At 58.4% G+C, this 17,226-nt stretch carries 8 protein-coding genes and 1 pseudogene; 5 read left to right on the top strand and 4 right to left on the bottom strand.

Translation table 11 applies throughout. The features are described from left to right. Positions 1–212: 212 nt before the first annotated feature. Together cobJ and H6F75_RS17305 are read right to left on the bottom strand one after the other, a co-directional pair. A complete protein-coding gene (gene cobJ, locus H6F75_RS17310) occupies positions 213–2,048 on the bottom strand; it encodes a precorrin-3B C(17)-methyltransferase (RefSeq protein ID WP_190753703.1) in 1,836 nt (611 codons plus the stop codon). Between the two features lie 382 nt (positions 2,049–2,430). Then, positions 2,431–4,155 (bottom strand): diflavin flavoprotein, encoded by a 1,725-nt coding sequence (locus tag H6F75_RS17305; RefSeq protein ID WP_190753702.1) that lies wholly within the window; start codon positions 4,153–4,155, stop codon positions 2,431–2,433. 360 nt (positions 4,156–4,515) lie between these two features. Here H6F75_RS17305 and H6F75_RS17300 point away from each other — a divergent pair, with 360 nt between their 5' ends. The 3 genes from H6F75_RS17300 to H6F75_RS17290 all read left to right on the top strand — a co-directional run bounded on the left by H6F75_RS17300 (position 4,516) and on the right by H6F75_RS17290 (position 7,699). Continuing rightward, a complete protein-coding gene (locus tag H6F75_RS17300) occupies positions 4,516–5,412 on the top strand; it encodes an MnmC family methyltransferase (protein ID WP_190753701.1) in 897 nt (298 codons plus the stop codon). Between the two features lie 50 nt (positions 5,413–5,462). Then, positions 5,463–6,506: an HD domain-containing phosphohydrolase gene (locus tag H6F75_RS28860; RefSeq protein ID WP_347710669.1), complete on the top strand. Its 1,044-nt coding sequence runs from the start codon at positions 5,463–5,465 to the stop codon at positions 6,504–6,506. A 392-nt stretch (positions 6,507–6,898) separates the two neighbouring features. After that, complete coding sequence (locus H6F75_RS17290) at positions 6,899–7,699, top strand: hypothetical protein (protein WP_190753700.1); 801 nt, start codon at positions 6,899–6,901, stop codon at positions 7,697–7,699. A 110-nt stretch (positions 7,700–7,809) separates the two neighbouring features. On the opposite strand, the gene topA is transcribed toward H6F75_RS17290, so the two are convergent. After that, on the bottom strand, positions 7,810–10,593 hold the full coding sequence (gene topA, locus H6F75_RS17285) for a type I DNA topoisomerase (RefSeq protein ID WP_190753699.1): 2,784 nt from the start codon (positions 10,591–10,593) through the stop codon (positions 7,810–7,812). 492 nt (positions 10,594–11,085) lie between these two features. Between topA and H6F75_RS17280 the strand changes: the two are divergent. Next, positions 11,086–12,597, top strand: a pseudogene (locus H6F75_RS17280) (NAD(P)H-quinone oxidoreductase subunit N); the annotation flags it as partial. Positions 12,598–12,854: 257 nt separating this feature from the next. Here the strand turns inward: H6F75_RS17280 and H6F75_RS17275 are convergent. Next, positions 12,855–15,701, bottom strand: coding sequence for a GAF domain-containing protein (locus H6F75_RS17275; protein WP_190753697.1), 2,847 nt, complete (start codon positions 15,699–15,701; stop codon positions 12,855–12,857). 297 nt (positions 15,702–15,998) lie between these two features. On the opposite strand from H6F75_RS17275, the gene H6F75_RS17270 reads away from it, so the two are divergent. Further along, positions 15,999–17,225, top strand: coding sequence for a quinone-dependent dihydroorotate dehydrogenase (locus H6F75_RS17270; RefSeq protein ID WP_190753696.1), 1,227 nt, complete (start codon positions 15,999–16,001; stop codon positions 17,223–17,225). Position 17,226 lies beyond the last annotated feature (1 nt).

Genomic DNA, 17,226 nt, shown 5'->3' with positions numbered 1-17,226 from the left:
CGGTGGAAGTGAAGGGACTATCGGCACCCTTCCCAATACTAATCACAGACTGGCTTGGGCAGCCTCACCTCTGCGGGTACTCTAACGATGCGGCATTTGTGCCAAACGGCCTGCTCTGTTAGCCGGTGAAGTCTCGGTTAAGACCACCCAACTCGCCAAGGTTTCAGCTAGCGAGGATAATTTTTCATTCTTCGCGCTTCTGTCTTCATTTTTTATAAATTGCCGTTGTAGCCACGGGGCGTAATCAGCCAGGGGCCGTGGCGCTGGGTGCTCTGGTTGCCGATCAGCACTACCGTCAGCATGTCGATGGGGGCCTCTAGCAAGTTGGCCAACGTCGTGCGGTGAATCATCTCGTCGGGGCGGTAGACCGACTTCACTACTGCTACCGGCGTATTCGGCGATCGGTAGGCCATAAAGATGCTGTGGGCGGCCGCGATCTGCTCGGTGCGGGTTTTTGACTTGGGGTTGTAGAGCGCCACCACAAAGTCGGCCTGGGCCGCTGCCTCTAGCCGCTTGACAATCACCGGCCAGGGGGTGAGCAGGTCGCTGAGGCTAATGGCGCAGAAGTCGTGCATCAGCGGTGCTCCTACCCGAGCCGCGGCAGATTGGAGGGCTGAAATGCCGGGAAACACCTCCACTGAGGGCGTTTCGCCATCCCAGCCGGTGCCCTGGAGCTGCTCTAGCACCAGCCCGGCCATGCCGTAGATGCCGCAGTCACCGGAGGACACCACGGCTACACTCAGGCCCCAACGGGCCAGATCAATGGCGCGATCGGCCCGCTGGCGCTCTTGGGTGATGGGCCAGGGTTCAACAATCTGACCAGGCCGACAAAGAGGGCGAATTTGGTCAATATAGAGGCCGTAGCCGATGACCACGTCGGCTTTAGCGATCGCCCCCTTAGCCGCAGGCGTAATCTGATTCAAATCACCAGGACCGGTGCCCACCAGCGCTAGATGCCCAGCGCGGGGGATATATTCTCGCTCGGCTTGGGCGATCGCCACCGTCACCGCCCCCGGCTGCCCCTCCACCCGTACCACCTGCTTGGTCACCCGCAGATCGCCCCCCGCCGCCAACATCGCGGCGGCCTCCGCCACGCTGGGAGTCTGTACCGCCGCTTCCACCACTGTGGACGGGTTGGGGACGGGGATGGTTTTCAGTTCTTCCGCGGTAAAGCAGCGCAGGGGCCAATGATGGTCTTGGCAGAGGGCTACTAACCCCACTTCGTCAGCTTTGAGGTCGAGGCTGGCGAGGCCGGCGATCGCTCCCCAGGCAAAGTGCCCGGCTCGGCAAACCCGTGCGATCGCTGCCTCAATCACCGCCTGGGGTGTACCTCGTTCGCAGCCGATCCCCACCCACAGCACTCTTGGGTGCCACTGGGCTTTAGGAAAATCGCTTTCGGGAGCAAACTGTCGCTGAATTGGACTGATCCACAGCCGAGCAGCCGGGTTGCGGACCGACTCAAAGACAAAGGGATGGGTCGGAGGCAGGTGGTCTTGCCAGAGGGTGGTGCCGCAGTCTTGCAGCACCTCGACGGTTTTGCTGTGGGCCAGAGCGGCACTCACCCCCGTCCAGTCGCCGCTGCCCTTGCTCCAACCAAAAGGCACTCCCAGCACATCCACCCCCGGCAGCCCGTGGGTCGAAGCGGATCCAGTAATCACGGGCTCTACCCCCAGCAGCAGGGCGATCCGATGGGTCAGAGCATCCGCGCCGCCCTGGTGGCCGCCGCAGAGACTAATCACCTGGACGCCCGTTTCAGCCACTACCACCACCGCAGGGTCGGTGGTTTTGTCGGCCAGCAAGGGAGCAATCAGGCGTACTACCGCCCCAGTCGCTAGGGCAAAGATGAGTCCGTCCTGGGTGGGCCAGAGGGCTGCGATCGCGGCTTTGAGCGGGCCATCATAGACCTGAACCGCTAAGCCATAGGATTCAGCTTCAGTAGCCAAATCGGAGGGAACCCAAACTGTAGCCGGGAGAGCAGACGCCAACGGCAGCAGAACTTTTAACCCTGCTGGGGTAGTGGTAATAGCGGCAAAGGAAGGAAGGGGCAAGCTCTAAATACTCGTAAAATGCGTTGGCGCTAACGGCATTGACCCAAACTTTAGCTGGGCAGGCGCGCTTACCTACCCTACAGCATTGTTGATTTTCCCTGGCTGCCCTTTCTGGGGAATCTAACCGCCAGAACCAGAACCGTAGGGTGGGCACTGCCCACCTTAAGTTGTTGCCAAGCAATACAAAGTCCTGTAATTCACCTTCCAGACCATTGGGAGAGCTTTGCTTTTTATGGCGCAACTGGTGGTGGGCAGTGCCCACCCTACTGCTGGTGCTGCCCATGACGGTAGACAGCCGGGATGGCTATCCCACAAAAGTTTGAATATCTTCCAGCTCTTGTGGGATAGGCATTCTGCCTGTCCTGGCCCCTACCAGCTCGGCTTAGTAGTAGTTTCCAACCTTGCGGTGGTGGATAGCGGTCTGGCCATCGGGGTCAGACACCTTGCCGTCCTGCACCGTGCAGTAGACAATCCAGTGGTCGCTCACCTCCATGCGGCTGGTGACTTCGCACTCCACGTAGGCCAGGGCGTCGGCCAGCAGGGGCGAGCCGTTGTTGGCGGGGCGGGTGCGCACTCCGGCAAAGCGATCGGCACCGGGGGCAAACCGCTTGAGGAAATGCTTCATCAGGCCCAGGTGCTTGCCCTCTTCGAGAATGTTGAGCACAAAGGTATCACCCACCTGCATCAGGGACTCAATGGCACGGTCTTTCGCCACAGCCACCGAAAAGCCCAGAGGCTGAAAGCTAACCTGGGCCACCCAGGAGGCCAGCATGGCGCTGGAAACCTGACCCTTTTTGGCGGTGATGATATACAGCCCGCTGCTGATGCGGCCCAGCGCTTTCTCCAGGTCGACATCGAGGGATTTGAGCTTCTTCAGCTTGCCCGCCTGGGCGAGGCCCTGACCCAGGTCAGTACCGGCCTCTTCGCAGAACTGATAGGTGCCCTCGGTGGGGGTGTCTTTGATGCGAATCGGCACAAACGATTGGATCAGCTCTAGATCCTGAAACTTATTGGCCAGGGGGTCGATCGGCTCATCGTCGCCGCCGTAGGACTCATATAACCCAATGGTTTGCTTGCCGTGCACCGCCGCCAGAATGGTACCGAGGGTGGTCTGGGTTTCGCTGGCTCCGACCCCGGAGGCGGGGGGCATGCCGACGACTAATCCCTTGGCCCGACCCACTAATTCTGTGACCTCCTGAGGGTCGGCGGAGCGCATATCCATCATTTCGACGGCGACGCCGGTTTTGGTAATGCCGCGGGCAATGGATTGGGAGAGGCGATCGCTGTACCCGTAATCCGACACGTAGAACACCGCCACCAGGTCTTCGGCCTTGGTCTTCTCCTGGCTCCAGCGCTGGTAGCGGCCGGTCAGCTCCGCCACGTTGTAGCGCAGTAAGGGGCCGTGTCCTGTGGCCACCATCTTCACCGGCGGTAGGGCTTCCATGCGCTTCATGGCCCCGAGCACTGACCTGGCGTTGGGGGCCATCAGGCACTCGTAGTAAAAGCGAAAATCGGGGGAAACCAGCTCTAGGTTTTCGTCATAGGGGGCATCGCTGCAAAAGTGCATGCCAAAGGCGTCGCAGGTAAACAGCACGCCGGTTTTGTGGTCGTAGGTAAAGATGGTGTCGGGCCAGTGCAAGTTAGGGGCGCTGATAAACTCTAGGGTGTGGCCGTTGCCCAGCTCTAACGTGTCGCCGTTTTTCACCACGAGGCGCTCAAAGGGGCGGTGCACCAGGTCTTCAAGAAAGGCGATCGCCACCTTAGCCCCTACCACCACCGCCTGGGGAGCCAGCTCCAGCACGTCGCGCACCAGGCCACTGTGGTCGGGCTCGGTGTGGCTGATGATTAGGTAATCGATAGTTTTGGGGTCGATTTCGCCAGTTAGCGTTTTGAGATAGAGCTCGCGAAACTTAGCGTGGGAGGTATCGACCAGGGCGACTTTCTCGCCGCGAATAATGAAGGAGTTGTAGGTGGTGCCGTTTTGCAGACCAAACTCAATGTCGAAGCGATCGCGATCCCAGTCTAGCGAGCGAATGGTGGTGGTGTCGTCAGCCACCCCTTCGACTTGAACTGTGAGACGCTTCTGCGCTGGTGCCGCTACAACCATGGAGAACCTCCTGCAAAATTTAGGTGCTGCCAACCCGGAATACAAGCCAGGGGTTTAGCAACTAAAACGTTTCTTAACTATAGGTATTCTCGCTTAAAACCGCGAGGCTTGGGGTCAAAATCCCTTATCGCTTTAATTGCGATCGGTAACCATTGACAATGGGGGAGGGTAAATTTTGAGTACCCTAGAATTAAGCCAATCAACATTTATTCTCTCGTCGCCTTGGTTCCAGCCTAGCTAGCAACCTGGGCGCTGCCGGAACGAAATTAACGCTTGCAGAATAGCCCCGTAACTTACTCCCAAGTCTGTCTGAGAGCCTGTCAGCCCTATCATTTCTCCATAGTTCCTGCGTAATAGCCCATGTCACTCCCCACTGGAGCCCTGGTTCTAGAACCCACCGCCGATGGTTCGATGACGCTGTTTTCAGAAGATTTTGGCGAGTGGTTTCACAGCCGCGAAGGAGCCTACACCGAGGCCAAAACCACCTATGTAGATGCCACCGACCTGGCCAGACTGGCCTTGGCCCCTACCCTGACCATATTGGATGTCTGCTACGGGCTGGGCTACAACACCGCCGCTGCTCTATCCACTGTTGCCCAGGTCAACTCTGCCTGCCAGGTGCGGTTGGTGGCCCTAGAGCTCGATGCTCGCGTACCCCGCCAGGCTGTAGAGGCCGGGTTGATTCATGGGTGGCCCACAACCGTGCAAACCTGCCTGCGGGAACTGGCCGCTACTGGCCAATCGACCCGTCCTGGGCTCGATGCCACCCTAATGTGGGGCGACGCCCGCCAGCGCATTCAAGCGATCGCCTCGTCGGGGTTTAAAGCTGACGTGATTTTCTTTGACCCGTTTTCGCCGCCCCACTGTCCTGAGTTGTGGACGGTGGAGTTTATTGAGCGGGTAGCAGCCTGTCTGCACCCCCAGGGTCGCCTGGTCACCTATTCCGCCGCTGCTGCGGTGCGGGTGGCCTTTCAGCTGGCGGGGCTCTCTATTGGGCCGGTGAATGCTGTTGGCCGCCGCTGGCCGGGTACTCTGGCTCAGGTAAACCCTGAGGGCCTAATGCCGCTGTCGCTGCAAGAACAGGAGCATTTGCTGACTCGGGCCGCAGTCCCCTACCGCGACCCTACCCTGAGCGCCAGCGCTGAAGCCATTCGGCAGCGCCGCCAGCAGGATCAGGCTGCGTCAAACTTAGTACCAACGTCGCGCTGGCGCAAGCGGTGGCTGCCCCCGTATGAAAAAAAACTATCTCCCCGATAGGCTGTAGTTAGCTTTGTTGATCGGTTGTTGCCATTCTTAAGGTTTTTGCTGTGCCCTACCGAAACCCTCTACCACCCCGTGTGCTTGTGGTCGACGACCACGCCCCCAGCCGCATGGCTGCCGTAGCGCTGTTGTCAATCGATGGCTATCAGGTGGAGCAGGCAAGCTGCGGGCAGAGCGCCCTGAGCCGAGTCTTGCAGCACCAGCCTGACTTGATCTTACTGGACGTGATGATGCCCGGCCTAGACGGGTTTGAGGTGTGTCGCCAGCTTAAAGAGAACGACAACACGCGGCTGATTCCGGTGGTGTTTGTCACGGCCTTGGGCGATCGCGAAGCCCGGCTGCAAGGCATCGAAGCGGGGGGCGACGACTTTTTAACTAAGCCCTTCGACCAGCTCGAACTTTCGGCCCGAGTCAAGTCGCTGATTCACCAAAAGCGCCTCAATGAAGATCTCGACCATGCCGAAAAGGTGTTGTTCTCCATCGCCCGCACCATCGAGAGCCGCGATCCAAACACGGGGGATCACTGCGATCGCTTGGTCAGCCTCGGGCGTGCCTTTGGCGAATACCTAGGGCTTTGCCCAAGCCACATTCGCGATCTCGCTTGGGCGGGCTACCTGCACGACATTGGTAAGGTGGGCATCCCCGATGCTGTGCTGCTCAAAACTGGCCCTCTCAGCGTGGCCGAGCGCACCATCATGGAGCAGCATGTCGCCATCGGCGAGACCATCTGCTGTCCTTTACGCACCATGCAGGGAGTACTGCCAATCATTCGTCACCACCACGAGCGGTGGAACGGCAGCGGCTACCCCGATGGTTTGGCTGGGGCGGCTATTCCACGACTGGCCCAGATTTTTCAGCTGATCGACATTTTTGACGCGCTCACCCACGATCGCCCCTACAAACCCGCCTTCTCTATAGAAGAATCGCTCCAGATCATGCGCCAGGAAGTAGAGCGGGGCTGGCGCGACCCAACGCTAGTCGACCAGTTTGAAACCTTTGTTTGCGCCTATCGACCCGATGCCGTTTTGGGCCTAAACATGGCCGCTCGCCAGGGCGAACGGCTCGAGCCCGCCAAGCAGCGTTACGCTTAACCTGCGCTAGGTGTGGTCTGTTTGCTGAAGACTATGGCCGGTTGAGCCTCGTTTTCCACAAATCTTTTGATTATGTAGCACGGTTGTCTTTTTTGAGAGACAAGCCGCCCGTACATTTATTGAATAGTCCTGATTACGCCACCTGAACTCCGTTTGGGGCTGCGATTCCACCAGGAATCGCTTCGCGAATCGCCAGGGTGTTGACTCTAGAGCCCCAGCAAACCGATTTTGACATTCAGCTTTAGCTAGCTTGCCCCAGCTAGACACGGCCTGAGGTGGCAAGAATAGGGCTTTTTTGGCTTGATATTTGGCGCTTGGCCTGAACCGAGGCAAACATAGTCAAGACTTTAGAAATTAATTTTTGGACACACGTTTAGGGGATTTTACACACCGTGGATGCACCACAGAAGCTGGCCTTTATTGTTCAATCGAACCGCTTGCAGGGGCTCATGTGGCAGGCGCTGCTAAAGTCCCAAAAGCTGGCCGTCATTCTAGAACCCGCTAAGGGTGACCTAGCCGACTGCATCAGCCAAATTGCCAGCGCCGGGCTGACTTTGCCCGATGTCATTGTGTTGGATACCGAAGCAGCGGAGCTCAACCCCTACGAGTTTTGCCGCTGGTGCCGCGCCACCTTCCCCACTATGCAGATTTTTCTGACCCGGTGTCGTGAGCTTCACATTTCCGATACCGAGCGGCGCTGGGCCAAGCAGCAGGGAGCAACCGACTTTCTCTGCGGCTTTGACCGTGACACCTTAATGAGCGGTGCCACTAACAATGTCAAACGCATTTTGACCAGCCTTGACTACCCCTTTCTCAACGAGAAGGCGCTGCTCACGGTGCTGCTCAATATTCGTCGTCAGTTGGGTACTACCCAAGCCACCGGGACTCTCGCCAGTCGTCCAGCGCGTGCTCAGGCTAAAGGTACAGGGCTTGCCCTGACTGGTGCTAAGCCGTCTCCAAATGCGTCCAGCGGCCCAGCAAGCCCGTCTGCGACCCCCGATCTTCTAAACGATGTCGATTGGGTCACCTCTGGTCTCCGCGCCCTAGGCAATGGGTTATCTCGCAAGGCTGCCAAAGAGTCGTTTGCACCCCCGCCCGCCGTTAAGTCGAGCGCACTGCCCAAGCCCTCGGTTATCGATGAGAAACTGGCTGATGGTAGTACCGTGCGCCGCTACCGGGGAGTGGTTTACTAACGCTTGCCAGCGTAGCCTGAAGCGTTGAGTTCATCCTTAAAGCTGGCACCATCACCAACAAAACCGGCAGAGATTGATTAAATCTCTGCCGGTTTTGTTAGTTGCCATAGTTAAGCGTCGGCTTCAGGAGCTGAGTCGGCTTTTTTAGACGCAGACTTGGTGGGCGATCGCCGGGTTGTCGTCTTAGTGGTTTTTGAGGCCGCGGACTTTTTCGTGCCAGTAGCCTTGGTATCCGTAGACGACTTGGCGGTAGTGGCTTTGGTCGTTTTCTTCGCCCCGCTAGCTTTGCTGGCTGCCGCTGTCTTGGTGGTGCGCGAGGTGGCTGCTTTGCCCTTGCCCCCCTTGCCCTTTTTGGTCGATGCCTTAGCGTTGATCCAGCTGAGAGCCTCCTCTAGGGTGACGGCCTCGACCTCGACCCCTTCGGGCACCGAAGCATTGACCTTGCCGTGTTTAACGTAAAGGCCGTAGGGGCCGTTAAACACCGCTACCTGCTCATTGTCATCGGGGTGGGCACCCAGCTCTTTGAGTGGATCGACCTTCTTGCGGCCGCGCCCAGCCTTGGGCTGAGCCAGCAGTTCCAGAGCGCGCTCAAGGGTGACGGTGAGCACGTCGTCGTCGCCCTTGAGGGAACGATAGTCACGGCCCTCTTTGCCCTGGTCGTGGACAATGTAGGGGCCAAAGCGGCCCTGTCCGGCCTTAATGGACTTGCCCGTTTCTGGATGGGCACCCAGGTTACGGGGAAGCTGTAGCAGCCCCACCGCCATCTCCAGGGTGACAGCCTCAAGCTGGGTACCCTTGGGCAGCGAGGCCCGTTTGGGGTTGGGGTTGTCGTCGCTGGGTTCGCCGAGCTGTACATAGGGGCCGTAGGGGCCAATGCGTAGAAAGATCGGCTCCCCAGTATCGGGGTGCAAACCTACTTTGTCAGGGCCTTCGACCTTCTGCTTGATAATGCGCTCAATCTGCTCGCCATCAAGGTCAGCGGGGGGCACATCAGCGGGAATGGAGGCCTTTACCGACTCCTCGCCAGTGCCAATTTCGACGTAGGGGCCATAGCGACCGATGCGGATTTTGGCATCGAGATCGTCAAGCAGCACCGTGCGGGCGGCGGTAGGGTCGATCTGAGTTTCGCGCTCCTGCACCAGAGTTTCTAGGCCCTGGTCCCCGGAGTAAAACGCCTTGAGGTAGGGTAGCCATTCGACTTCGCCCGTGGAAATGTCGTCGAGGGTCTGCTCCATGCGGGCGGTAAAGTGCACATCCACCAGGTCGGGGAAGTTTTGCTCTAGCAGCTCGGTCACCGCAAAGGCCGTGAAGGTGGGGATCAGGCTGTTATTGACCAGGTTGACGTAGCCGCGATCGATGATCGTGCTGATCACGGTGGCGTAGGTACTGGGGCGGCCAATGCCCTCACTTTCAAGCACTTTAACCAGGGTGGCCTCGGTGTAGCGAGCCGGGGGCTGGGTTTCGTGGCCGATCGCCTCCAAATCCGTACAGCTGAGGGCATCGCCCGTGGCTAGGGCAGGCAGCAGCACCTCTTGGTCTTCGATCGCCGCATCGGGGTCGTCAGAACCCTCCACATAGGCTCGAAAGAAGCCGGGAAAGTCGATGCGCTTGCCCGTGGCGCGGAAGATAGCGTTTTCGACCTCAATGGAGGCGGTGATGTTGGTTTGACGGGCCTCGGCCATCTGACTGGCCACAGTGCGCTTCCAGATCAGGTCGTAGAGGGAGGCTTCGCGCCCAGTTAACCCCGTTTCCTTAGGAGTTCTAAAGGTGCTGCCAGCAGGGCGAATGGCCTCGTGGGCCTCCTGGGCACCCTTTGATTTGGTGGCGTACTGGCGAGGTTTAGGACTGAGGTAGTCGGTGCCGTACTTGGTGGTGACACAGGCGCGGGCGGCGGCGATCGCCTGCTCCGACAGGTGCACCGAGTCAGTACGCATGTAGGTGATGTAGCCCTGCTCGTAGAGGTTTTGGGCCACTCGCATGGTGTCGCGAGCCGAGAGCCTGAGCTTGCGGTTGGCCTCCTGCTGGAGGGTCGAGGTGGTAAACGGTGGGGCGGGTTTGCGGTTGTTGGGCCGCTCTTCCAGGTTGCTGACGGTCCATAGACCCGACTGGAGGCGAGTTTGCAGCTCACGGGCCTGGGTTTCGTCGAGCAGCACCACGTCGCGGCCTTCGGCTACGCGACCGGTGGCTTCGTCAAAGTCGCTGCCGTTGGCTAGGCGGGTGCCGCCGAGGGAGTAAAGCTTGGCCTCAAAGGCGTTCTTATCCTTGAGCAGGCTGGCCTTGAGATCCCAGTAGGAGCCTCGGCGGAAAGCGCGGCGTTCTTGCTCGCGCTTGACCACTACCTTGACCGCCACCGACTGCACCCGACCAGCGGACAGACCGCCAGCAATCTTCTTCCACAGCAGGGGCGAGAGGGTGTAGCCCACTAGGCGATCGAGGATGCGGCGGGTCTCCTGGGCATGGACCAGCTGGCTGTCGATGTCGCGGCAGTTGTTAAGGGAGGCCTGAATCGCCTCTTGGGTAATTTCGTGGAACACCATGCGCCGGGTTGGCACCTTGGGGTTTAGCACCTGGAGCAGGTGCCAGCTAATGCTTTCGCCCTCGCGGTCTTCGTCAGTGGCCAGCAGCAGTTCGTCGGCCTGTTTGAGGGCGTCTTTGAGGGTTTTAACCACCTTTTTCTTGTCGCTGGGCACGATGTACAGCGGCGCGAAATCATCCTCTGGATTAACTCCTAGCTGAGCCCACTTCTCGCCCTTGACGTTAGCAGGAATCTCGCTGGCCGATCGCGGCAGGTCGCGCACGTGCCCCATAGACGCCTCAACCCGGTACCCCGACGGCAGGTAGTTGCGAATCGTTTTAGCCTTGGTGGGTGACTCGACAATGACAAGGGTTGACATAGGTCTGCTGGCGCTTCGGTGATAATCGTTAGCAATCGCGGGCGGGCTCGGTAACCTACAGCTTTATAGCGGGTTTTGGCAAACCTATTTAAATAGTTTGCGGCGCAGGTGTGGTGGCCAGATGATCAACACTGTACTGCACACCTACCGAACTGCTGGGGTCTTTAGCCATGAAAACTTAATCATTGGCAGCCTTCAGCAGGACTTAGGGTTGAGCGAATCAACCATAAGCTACATAAATAGATCATTCCCTTAGCTATCGTCCAGCCCTACTCAATTTTGAAGCTTAGGATAGGGCGCAGGAAAAGTTCTCTGGTCGAGGGGCGGCGATCGCGTTACCATCGGCCCAGGGCATGCCATCAATTCCCTCGCACGTTGAGTGGAATTGGGGCAACGGGTGATCGTCAACCTGAGGATGATCATTGAGTCTTAGCCCCTGGTCACTGTACAGGTGACCTGGTACGGTAAAAAATAATCTTGCGGGAAAAAGCCATGGATCTCGTCAACCTCGGGGCACAGCTCAACGCTGGCACTATCTGGCCAGAGGCCGTTCTGCTAGTCACGATCTTGGTGATTTTGGTCGGCGATCTGATCCAGGGTCGCTCCTCTTCCTCCTGGACTCCCTACGCGGCCATGGCCGGAGGGCTGGGGGCCACCGCCGCCCTCGTGGTGCAGTGGTCGATGGCCAACCCTGTGGGCTTCTTAGGGGCTTTTAACGCCGACGATTTGAGCATTGTGTTCCGCGGCATTATCGCCCTCTCAGCGGTAGTGACGGTGCCCATGGCCATTCGCTACGTCGAGCAGTCGGGTACCTCCCTGGCCGAATTTCTGGTGATTTTGCTCACCGCCACCTTGGGGGGCATGTTTCTCTCGGGAGCCAGCGAGCTGGTGATGATTTTTGTCGCCCTTGAGACCCTCAGTATTTCGTCATACCTGCTGACCGGCTACATGAAGCGCGATCCCCGCTCCAATGAGGCGGCGCTCAAGTACCTGTTGATTGGGGCGGCGAGTTCAGCCATCTTCCTCTACGGTTCGTCTCTGCTGTACGGTCTTTCGGGGGGCGAGACTCGGTTGGATGCGATCGCCACTAACATCGTCGGTGATGGCACTCAGGCCCCCATTGGCCTAGTGGTTGCTCTGGTGTTCGTGATTGCTGGTATTGCCTTTAAAATCGCCGCCGTTCCCTTCCACCAGTGGACTCCCGACGTTTACGAAGGCTCTCCAACCCCAGTGGTAGCTTTTCTGTCGGTGGGTTCCAAGACCGCTGGCTTCGCCCTCGCCATTCGTCTGCTGGTTACTGCCTTTCCGCTGGTGTCGGAGCAGTGGCACTTTGTCTTCACCGCCCTGGCAATTCTCAGCATGGTGCTGGGCAACGTGGTGGCCCTGGCTCAAACCAGCATGAAGCGCCTGCTGGCCTACTCCTCCATCGGCCAGGCCGGATTTTTGATGATTGGTCTGGTGGTAGACACCGACGCCGGCTACGCCAGCATGCTCTACTACCTGCTGGTCTACCTGTTCATGAACCTGGGCGGCTTCACCTGCGTGATCTTGTTCTCGCTGCGCACGGGCACTGACCAAATCAGTGAGTACGGTGGCCTATACCAAAAAGATCCCCTGCTCACTCTGGGGCTCAGCATTTGCCTTCTCTCCCTGGGGGGCATTCCACCCATGGCTGGATTCTTTGGCAAAATCTACATCTTTTGGGCGGGTTGGCAGGCTGGTGCCTACGGTCTGGTGCTGGTAGGTTTGGTGACCAGCGTAATCTCCATCTACTACTACATCCGCGTCATCAAGATGATGGTGGTTAAAGAACCCCAGGAAATGTCTGATGCGGTGAAGAACTACCCCGCTATTCGCTGGGATCTGCCTGGTCTGCGTCCCATGCAGGTGAGTTTGATTTTGGCGGTAGTGGCCACGTCTCTAGCGGGTATTTTGTCGAACCCTTTGTTTACCATTGCTAACAACGCGGTGATTCAGACCCCCATGTTACAGAGCCATGGTGCACAGGTAGCTGTGAGCCCTATCGCCGACACTGTGCAGAACTGAGGGTTGAAGGTATAGGGTTTAAGGGGGTCAAGGATATGCCCTATCCTTGACCCCCTTAGCTTTAAAGCCTCAGGCATTCTTGGCGATCGGTTTGTCTAGACCTCTGATACACGCATAGGTATTAGCGCCATCGGCCGTGAATCCTTCGCTTTTAAGGACAAGGAAGGATATTGCTTTAATGGGTATCATTAAGCACCCAATTTTGCCAAATTAGATCAGGTTGGGCTCGTGGAGCTGGCTTCGGTAGGCATGACCGAATTGAGCTGTGGCTTGGCTGTATGCAGCTCATGGTAGGCGGCGAGGGGCAGCAGCAACCGGCTGTGGGTGCGGCCATCGTCAAGGATCGAAAAGCTGATTTCGCCCCCCAGCTGAGTAATCAGCAGTTTGCAAATGGCCAGATGCAGCCCCGGTGGACCATCTAGAGCCGAGGGGGCCAGCACGTCGGCAGGATTGAGCTGGTTAAGTTCTTCGAGCAGGTGCGGTGAGCACTGACCGTCGTCGGTTACCGACAGCTCGACCCAGTCAAGGTTGAGCACTCGGCACCAGAGGTCAATGCGGCCTCCCACCGGAGAGCGGTTGCATGCCGCCGCCATGACCTCGTAGAGAATCAGCTCTAGCTTGAGCATGTCGCCGCCCAGCACGACGTTGCTCTCGTTGTGCACCTTAGACCAAAGCTGACGGGCCTCCAAAATCGGGTTGACCCGCTCAATCAGGCGGTTGAGCAAACTGATTAATGGCATGGTCTGGTGCTGCTGGTGTAGCTGCCAGCGTTCACCTAGTAAAAGAGTTTCAGCGTTTTCCATCACGGCGGCCAGCTGATCGTGGAGCAGCTGAAGCTCACCTGCGATCGCCGTGTCCTTAACCTGAAGCTGGGCAAGATTTTGGGTCGTCTGCCCTAGCACTCGGTAGAGATCCTCCAGGCGGTGGTGTTTGTACCAGTTGAGATTTTCGAGATCCTGGCGCTGCTGAGTCAGCATTGCCGTCAGGGCCAAGTGCCGTCGCGACCAGGCTAGCTGACTGGTGAGCAGCTTAAAGATAGTGAGGTGGTGGTTAGCCCACTGCCGGTGGGCGGGTGATACAGCGACTACTACGCCGGTAACCACATGGGATGGAGCTGTTCTTAAGGCGGTAATGAGCAGGCGGCTGCCCAAGGGCGCGATGAACCAGTCGGTTGTTTCGGTGGGCAACTCATTGACCGTCAGGGGCAGCATGCCGTCGGTTTGGAGCGCCCAATTGATCACGGCATCGGACCCCACCGGAATTGGATGGTTGCTCTTAATGCTGACGCTGGTATCTTGACTGACAAATTGAGTGACGGTAGCGGTGAGGCTACCGGGCTGCCAGCTGAGCAGCAGCACTGCCGACCCGTGCAGCAACTGCATGACGTGCTGGAGGGTAGTTTGCTCAAGCTGGTCGGGGTGTAGCCCTTTGTGCAGCGCCTGCAAGCCCCACTGAATTGATTCGTAGATATGCTGCTGCTGGTCGAGCTGGCGCTGGAGCTGCCACTGGTGCAAAATCACGCCAATCTGTCGGGCTACGGCCTCAAACAGGGACTGCTCAGTAGTAGTCCACTGGCGGCTCATGGTGTCGCAGATCAGCACCATGCCCTCGGGGGCGTTGCCGGGGGCCACATTGCCCACCAGCACCGCCTGGGCACCCAGCTCTAGCAGGGAAGGTCGCCAGGCCATGAGCTTGAGATCGTGGGAGAGGTTGTCAATGGTAATAGCTGAGGGGCTGCGCTCGAGCATTTGCCAGTCGATATCGTCGAGGCAGGGCCACAGCATCGGCACCCCTCGATGCCGGCCAGCCTGGCTTTGAAAGCAGAGATCGTAGCCGTTGCGATCGGGGTTAAACAGCAGCACAAAAAATTGCTGAATGCTCAGTCGGTCTTGCAGTACTTCAAAGCAAGTTTGTAGGGTGTGGTGCCAATCGACATCACCATGGATACCCTGGATAACGCCGGTGGTGAGATGCTGATCGAGCTCAGTTTGGCGTACGGTTTCTCTGGCGGTGGCGGCAGGTAGCGCCACGGTGAGCAATTGCGCCGCGCCAATCAAAAACTGCTTTTCGGGCTCTTTCCAAATGCGAGGGGTGGTGCCCTCTACCGAGACAAAGCCCATCAGGTCGCCTTGGCGGCTAATGGGGGCAATCATCAGAGATTCAGCCTTGAGCTGCTGCATTAGGCGATCGGAGATGATGGTTTTGAGCGCGCCCCGGCTTTCACCCACCACCACGAGCTGCTGGTTACAAAGGGCCTGGTAGAGACCGCGCACCTCATCGACGGCAATGTGCAGCGATCGCTCGTCCTCGACCGATGCAGGGCGGTTGGCTAGCCCTGGTGTGCGCTGCCAAAAGTAGTTGCCCTTGGGTTCAAACCAAAAAACGCGGGTGCGCTGGGGTGCCACAAACCGCTGGGTTTCGCGCACTACCTCCTTGAGCTGGCTATCGATATCGGGCAAGGTGCCCAGGCGGCCAATTAGAGCCAGCAGCGGTTGCTCAAGGCGCTTGGCCTGCTGCCGCTGCTGCTCAGACTCAAACTGGTGCAGCGCCTCAGCCAGTTCTCCCATGACAATGGCCAGGTAGGAGCGCTCCCCCAGGGAGGCACTCTTGCCCCACTCAGAAGACGCCAGCACCAGCAGGCCAAAGCACACGTCCTGACGCTTGATGGGAAAGATGATGGCGCTTTGCAGGGCCAGCTGTTTGGCGATCGTGCCCCATTCCCCGGCGCGAATTTCGTTTTGCAGGTCGGCCACAATGAGGGGGCGCTGCTGCACTACCACCTGCTCCATCACATCTCCTGGGGTGAGGTTGATCATGGTGCGAATCAATCGCACCTGCCGGGGGCTGTGGCATCCCTTGGTAACCAGGCGGTGGTTGATGCGATCGTACAGGCCGACCCAGGCCACTTCAAAATCCATCTCCTGGCGCACATGGTCGAGGGCCAGGGTTACCGCTTCTTCGGCGGTGGTGCTGCCCCGTAGCGTCTTGAGAATGCGCGACAGGGCCATAATTTGATGGTCGTGCCGGTCAGAGGAAGAATCGTGGGGTTGGGATTGCGCCATGGGCGTCAACAATCTCCTCGGTTGCAGGAAAGGGGTTAGAAACAGATATCTGGCCCACCAGGCCAATCCCTAGATACCCAGGGAGCTAACCGAGTCGCCGGGCTACCCCTCGGCCAGGATACTGGCTAGAGCCATAACCTGCCGAGTGCAGTGACTTGATCGCTGTAGACTCCACCCAGATCTGCCAATTAGTCTTAGCGGCCGTCCAAGGCTGCTTTAATAGGGAAAGCCAACCACAGACGACGCGGTGCTGCTAACCCAAAGACCGTTGACCATGTGCTCCTGACGTGCTCTGTAATGCGCAGGCTGTGGGCATCACCAGATCTCACCCCTAGCCAGAATATTAGTCTACCCGCCCTCTATTTGCATACACCACTGCTGTTTGTGAAAGATCCCTACCGTCAGCTTGTGCGTCCCCTGTTGTTTCACGGGGTGACGCTCGACCCAGAGTTTCTGCACCACCGCACCATGAATTTGCTGGCTTGGTTGGGACAGCCTGACCGGGGAGCGATCGCAGCCCAGACTGAACCCTGGCTACAGCAGCAGTTTTGCCTCACTGACCCGCGCCTGGCCCAGACTCCCTGGGGTTTAGGTTTTACCAATCCCCTAGGCCTAGCGGCGGGCTTTGATAAAGATGGTTTAGCGGCGCGTGCTTGGCCCCAGCTCGGCTTTGGCTTTGCCGAACTGGGTACCGTTACTCGTCATCCTCAGCCGGGCAATCCCCAGCCGCGCCTGTTTCGCTTGGTCAAGGATGAGGCGGTGCTCAACCGCATGGGTTTCAATAATCAGGGAGCATCGGCTTTGGCCGATCGCCTCGAATCCTACTGGAGCACCCAGCGGCCTACGATCCCTATCGGCATCAACCTGGGCAAGTCGAAGGTGACCGAGCTGGCCGATGCTGCTGAAGACTATCGGTTCAGTTTTCGGCAGCTCTACTCCTACGGCGACTATTTTGTGGTGAATGTGTCGTCACCGAATACGCCAGGGCTCAGGTCGCTACAGGCGGCTGACCAGCTCGGCCCCATTTTGGCGGCGCTACAGGAGGAGAACAGTAGGCGCAAACCTCTACTCGTCAAAATTGCCCCCGACTTAGCTTGGCCCGATATTGACGCTGTGATCGAGCTGGCTCAAGCCTACGAACTGGCGGGCATTATTGCCACCAATACCACGATCGCAAAGGAGAGCCTCAAAACCAAAACTCTGCTACAGACTGGCAACGCTGTCGTAGATGAGGCGGGGGGGATTAGCGGTGCGCCGCTAAGGTCGCGATCGACTGAAGTAATTCGCTATATCTACCAGCGCACTGGGGGAGCCCTGCCGATTGTGGGTGTAGGGGGTATCTTTACCGCTGCCGATGCCTGGGAGAAAATCATCGCTGGGGCGACGCTGCTCCAGGTTTACACCGGCTGGATTTATGAAGGTCCTTGGATGGTGCGGCGGGTCTTGGCAGGACTGCTGGCCAAACTAGAGGAGCATCAGCTAACCAGCATCGCGGACGCTGTGGGACTGAGCCACAGGTCATAGA

Source organism: Nodosilinea sp. FACHB-131 (assembly GCF_014695395.1).
Taxonomy (GTDB): domain Bacteria; phylum Cyanobacteriota; class Cyanobacteriia; order Phormidesmidales; family Phormidesmidaceae; genus Nodosilinea.
The sequence above is the reverse complement of the archived record's forward strand: the minus strand, read 5'-3'. Positions and strand labels throughout refer to the sequence as shown.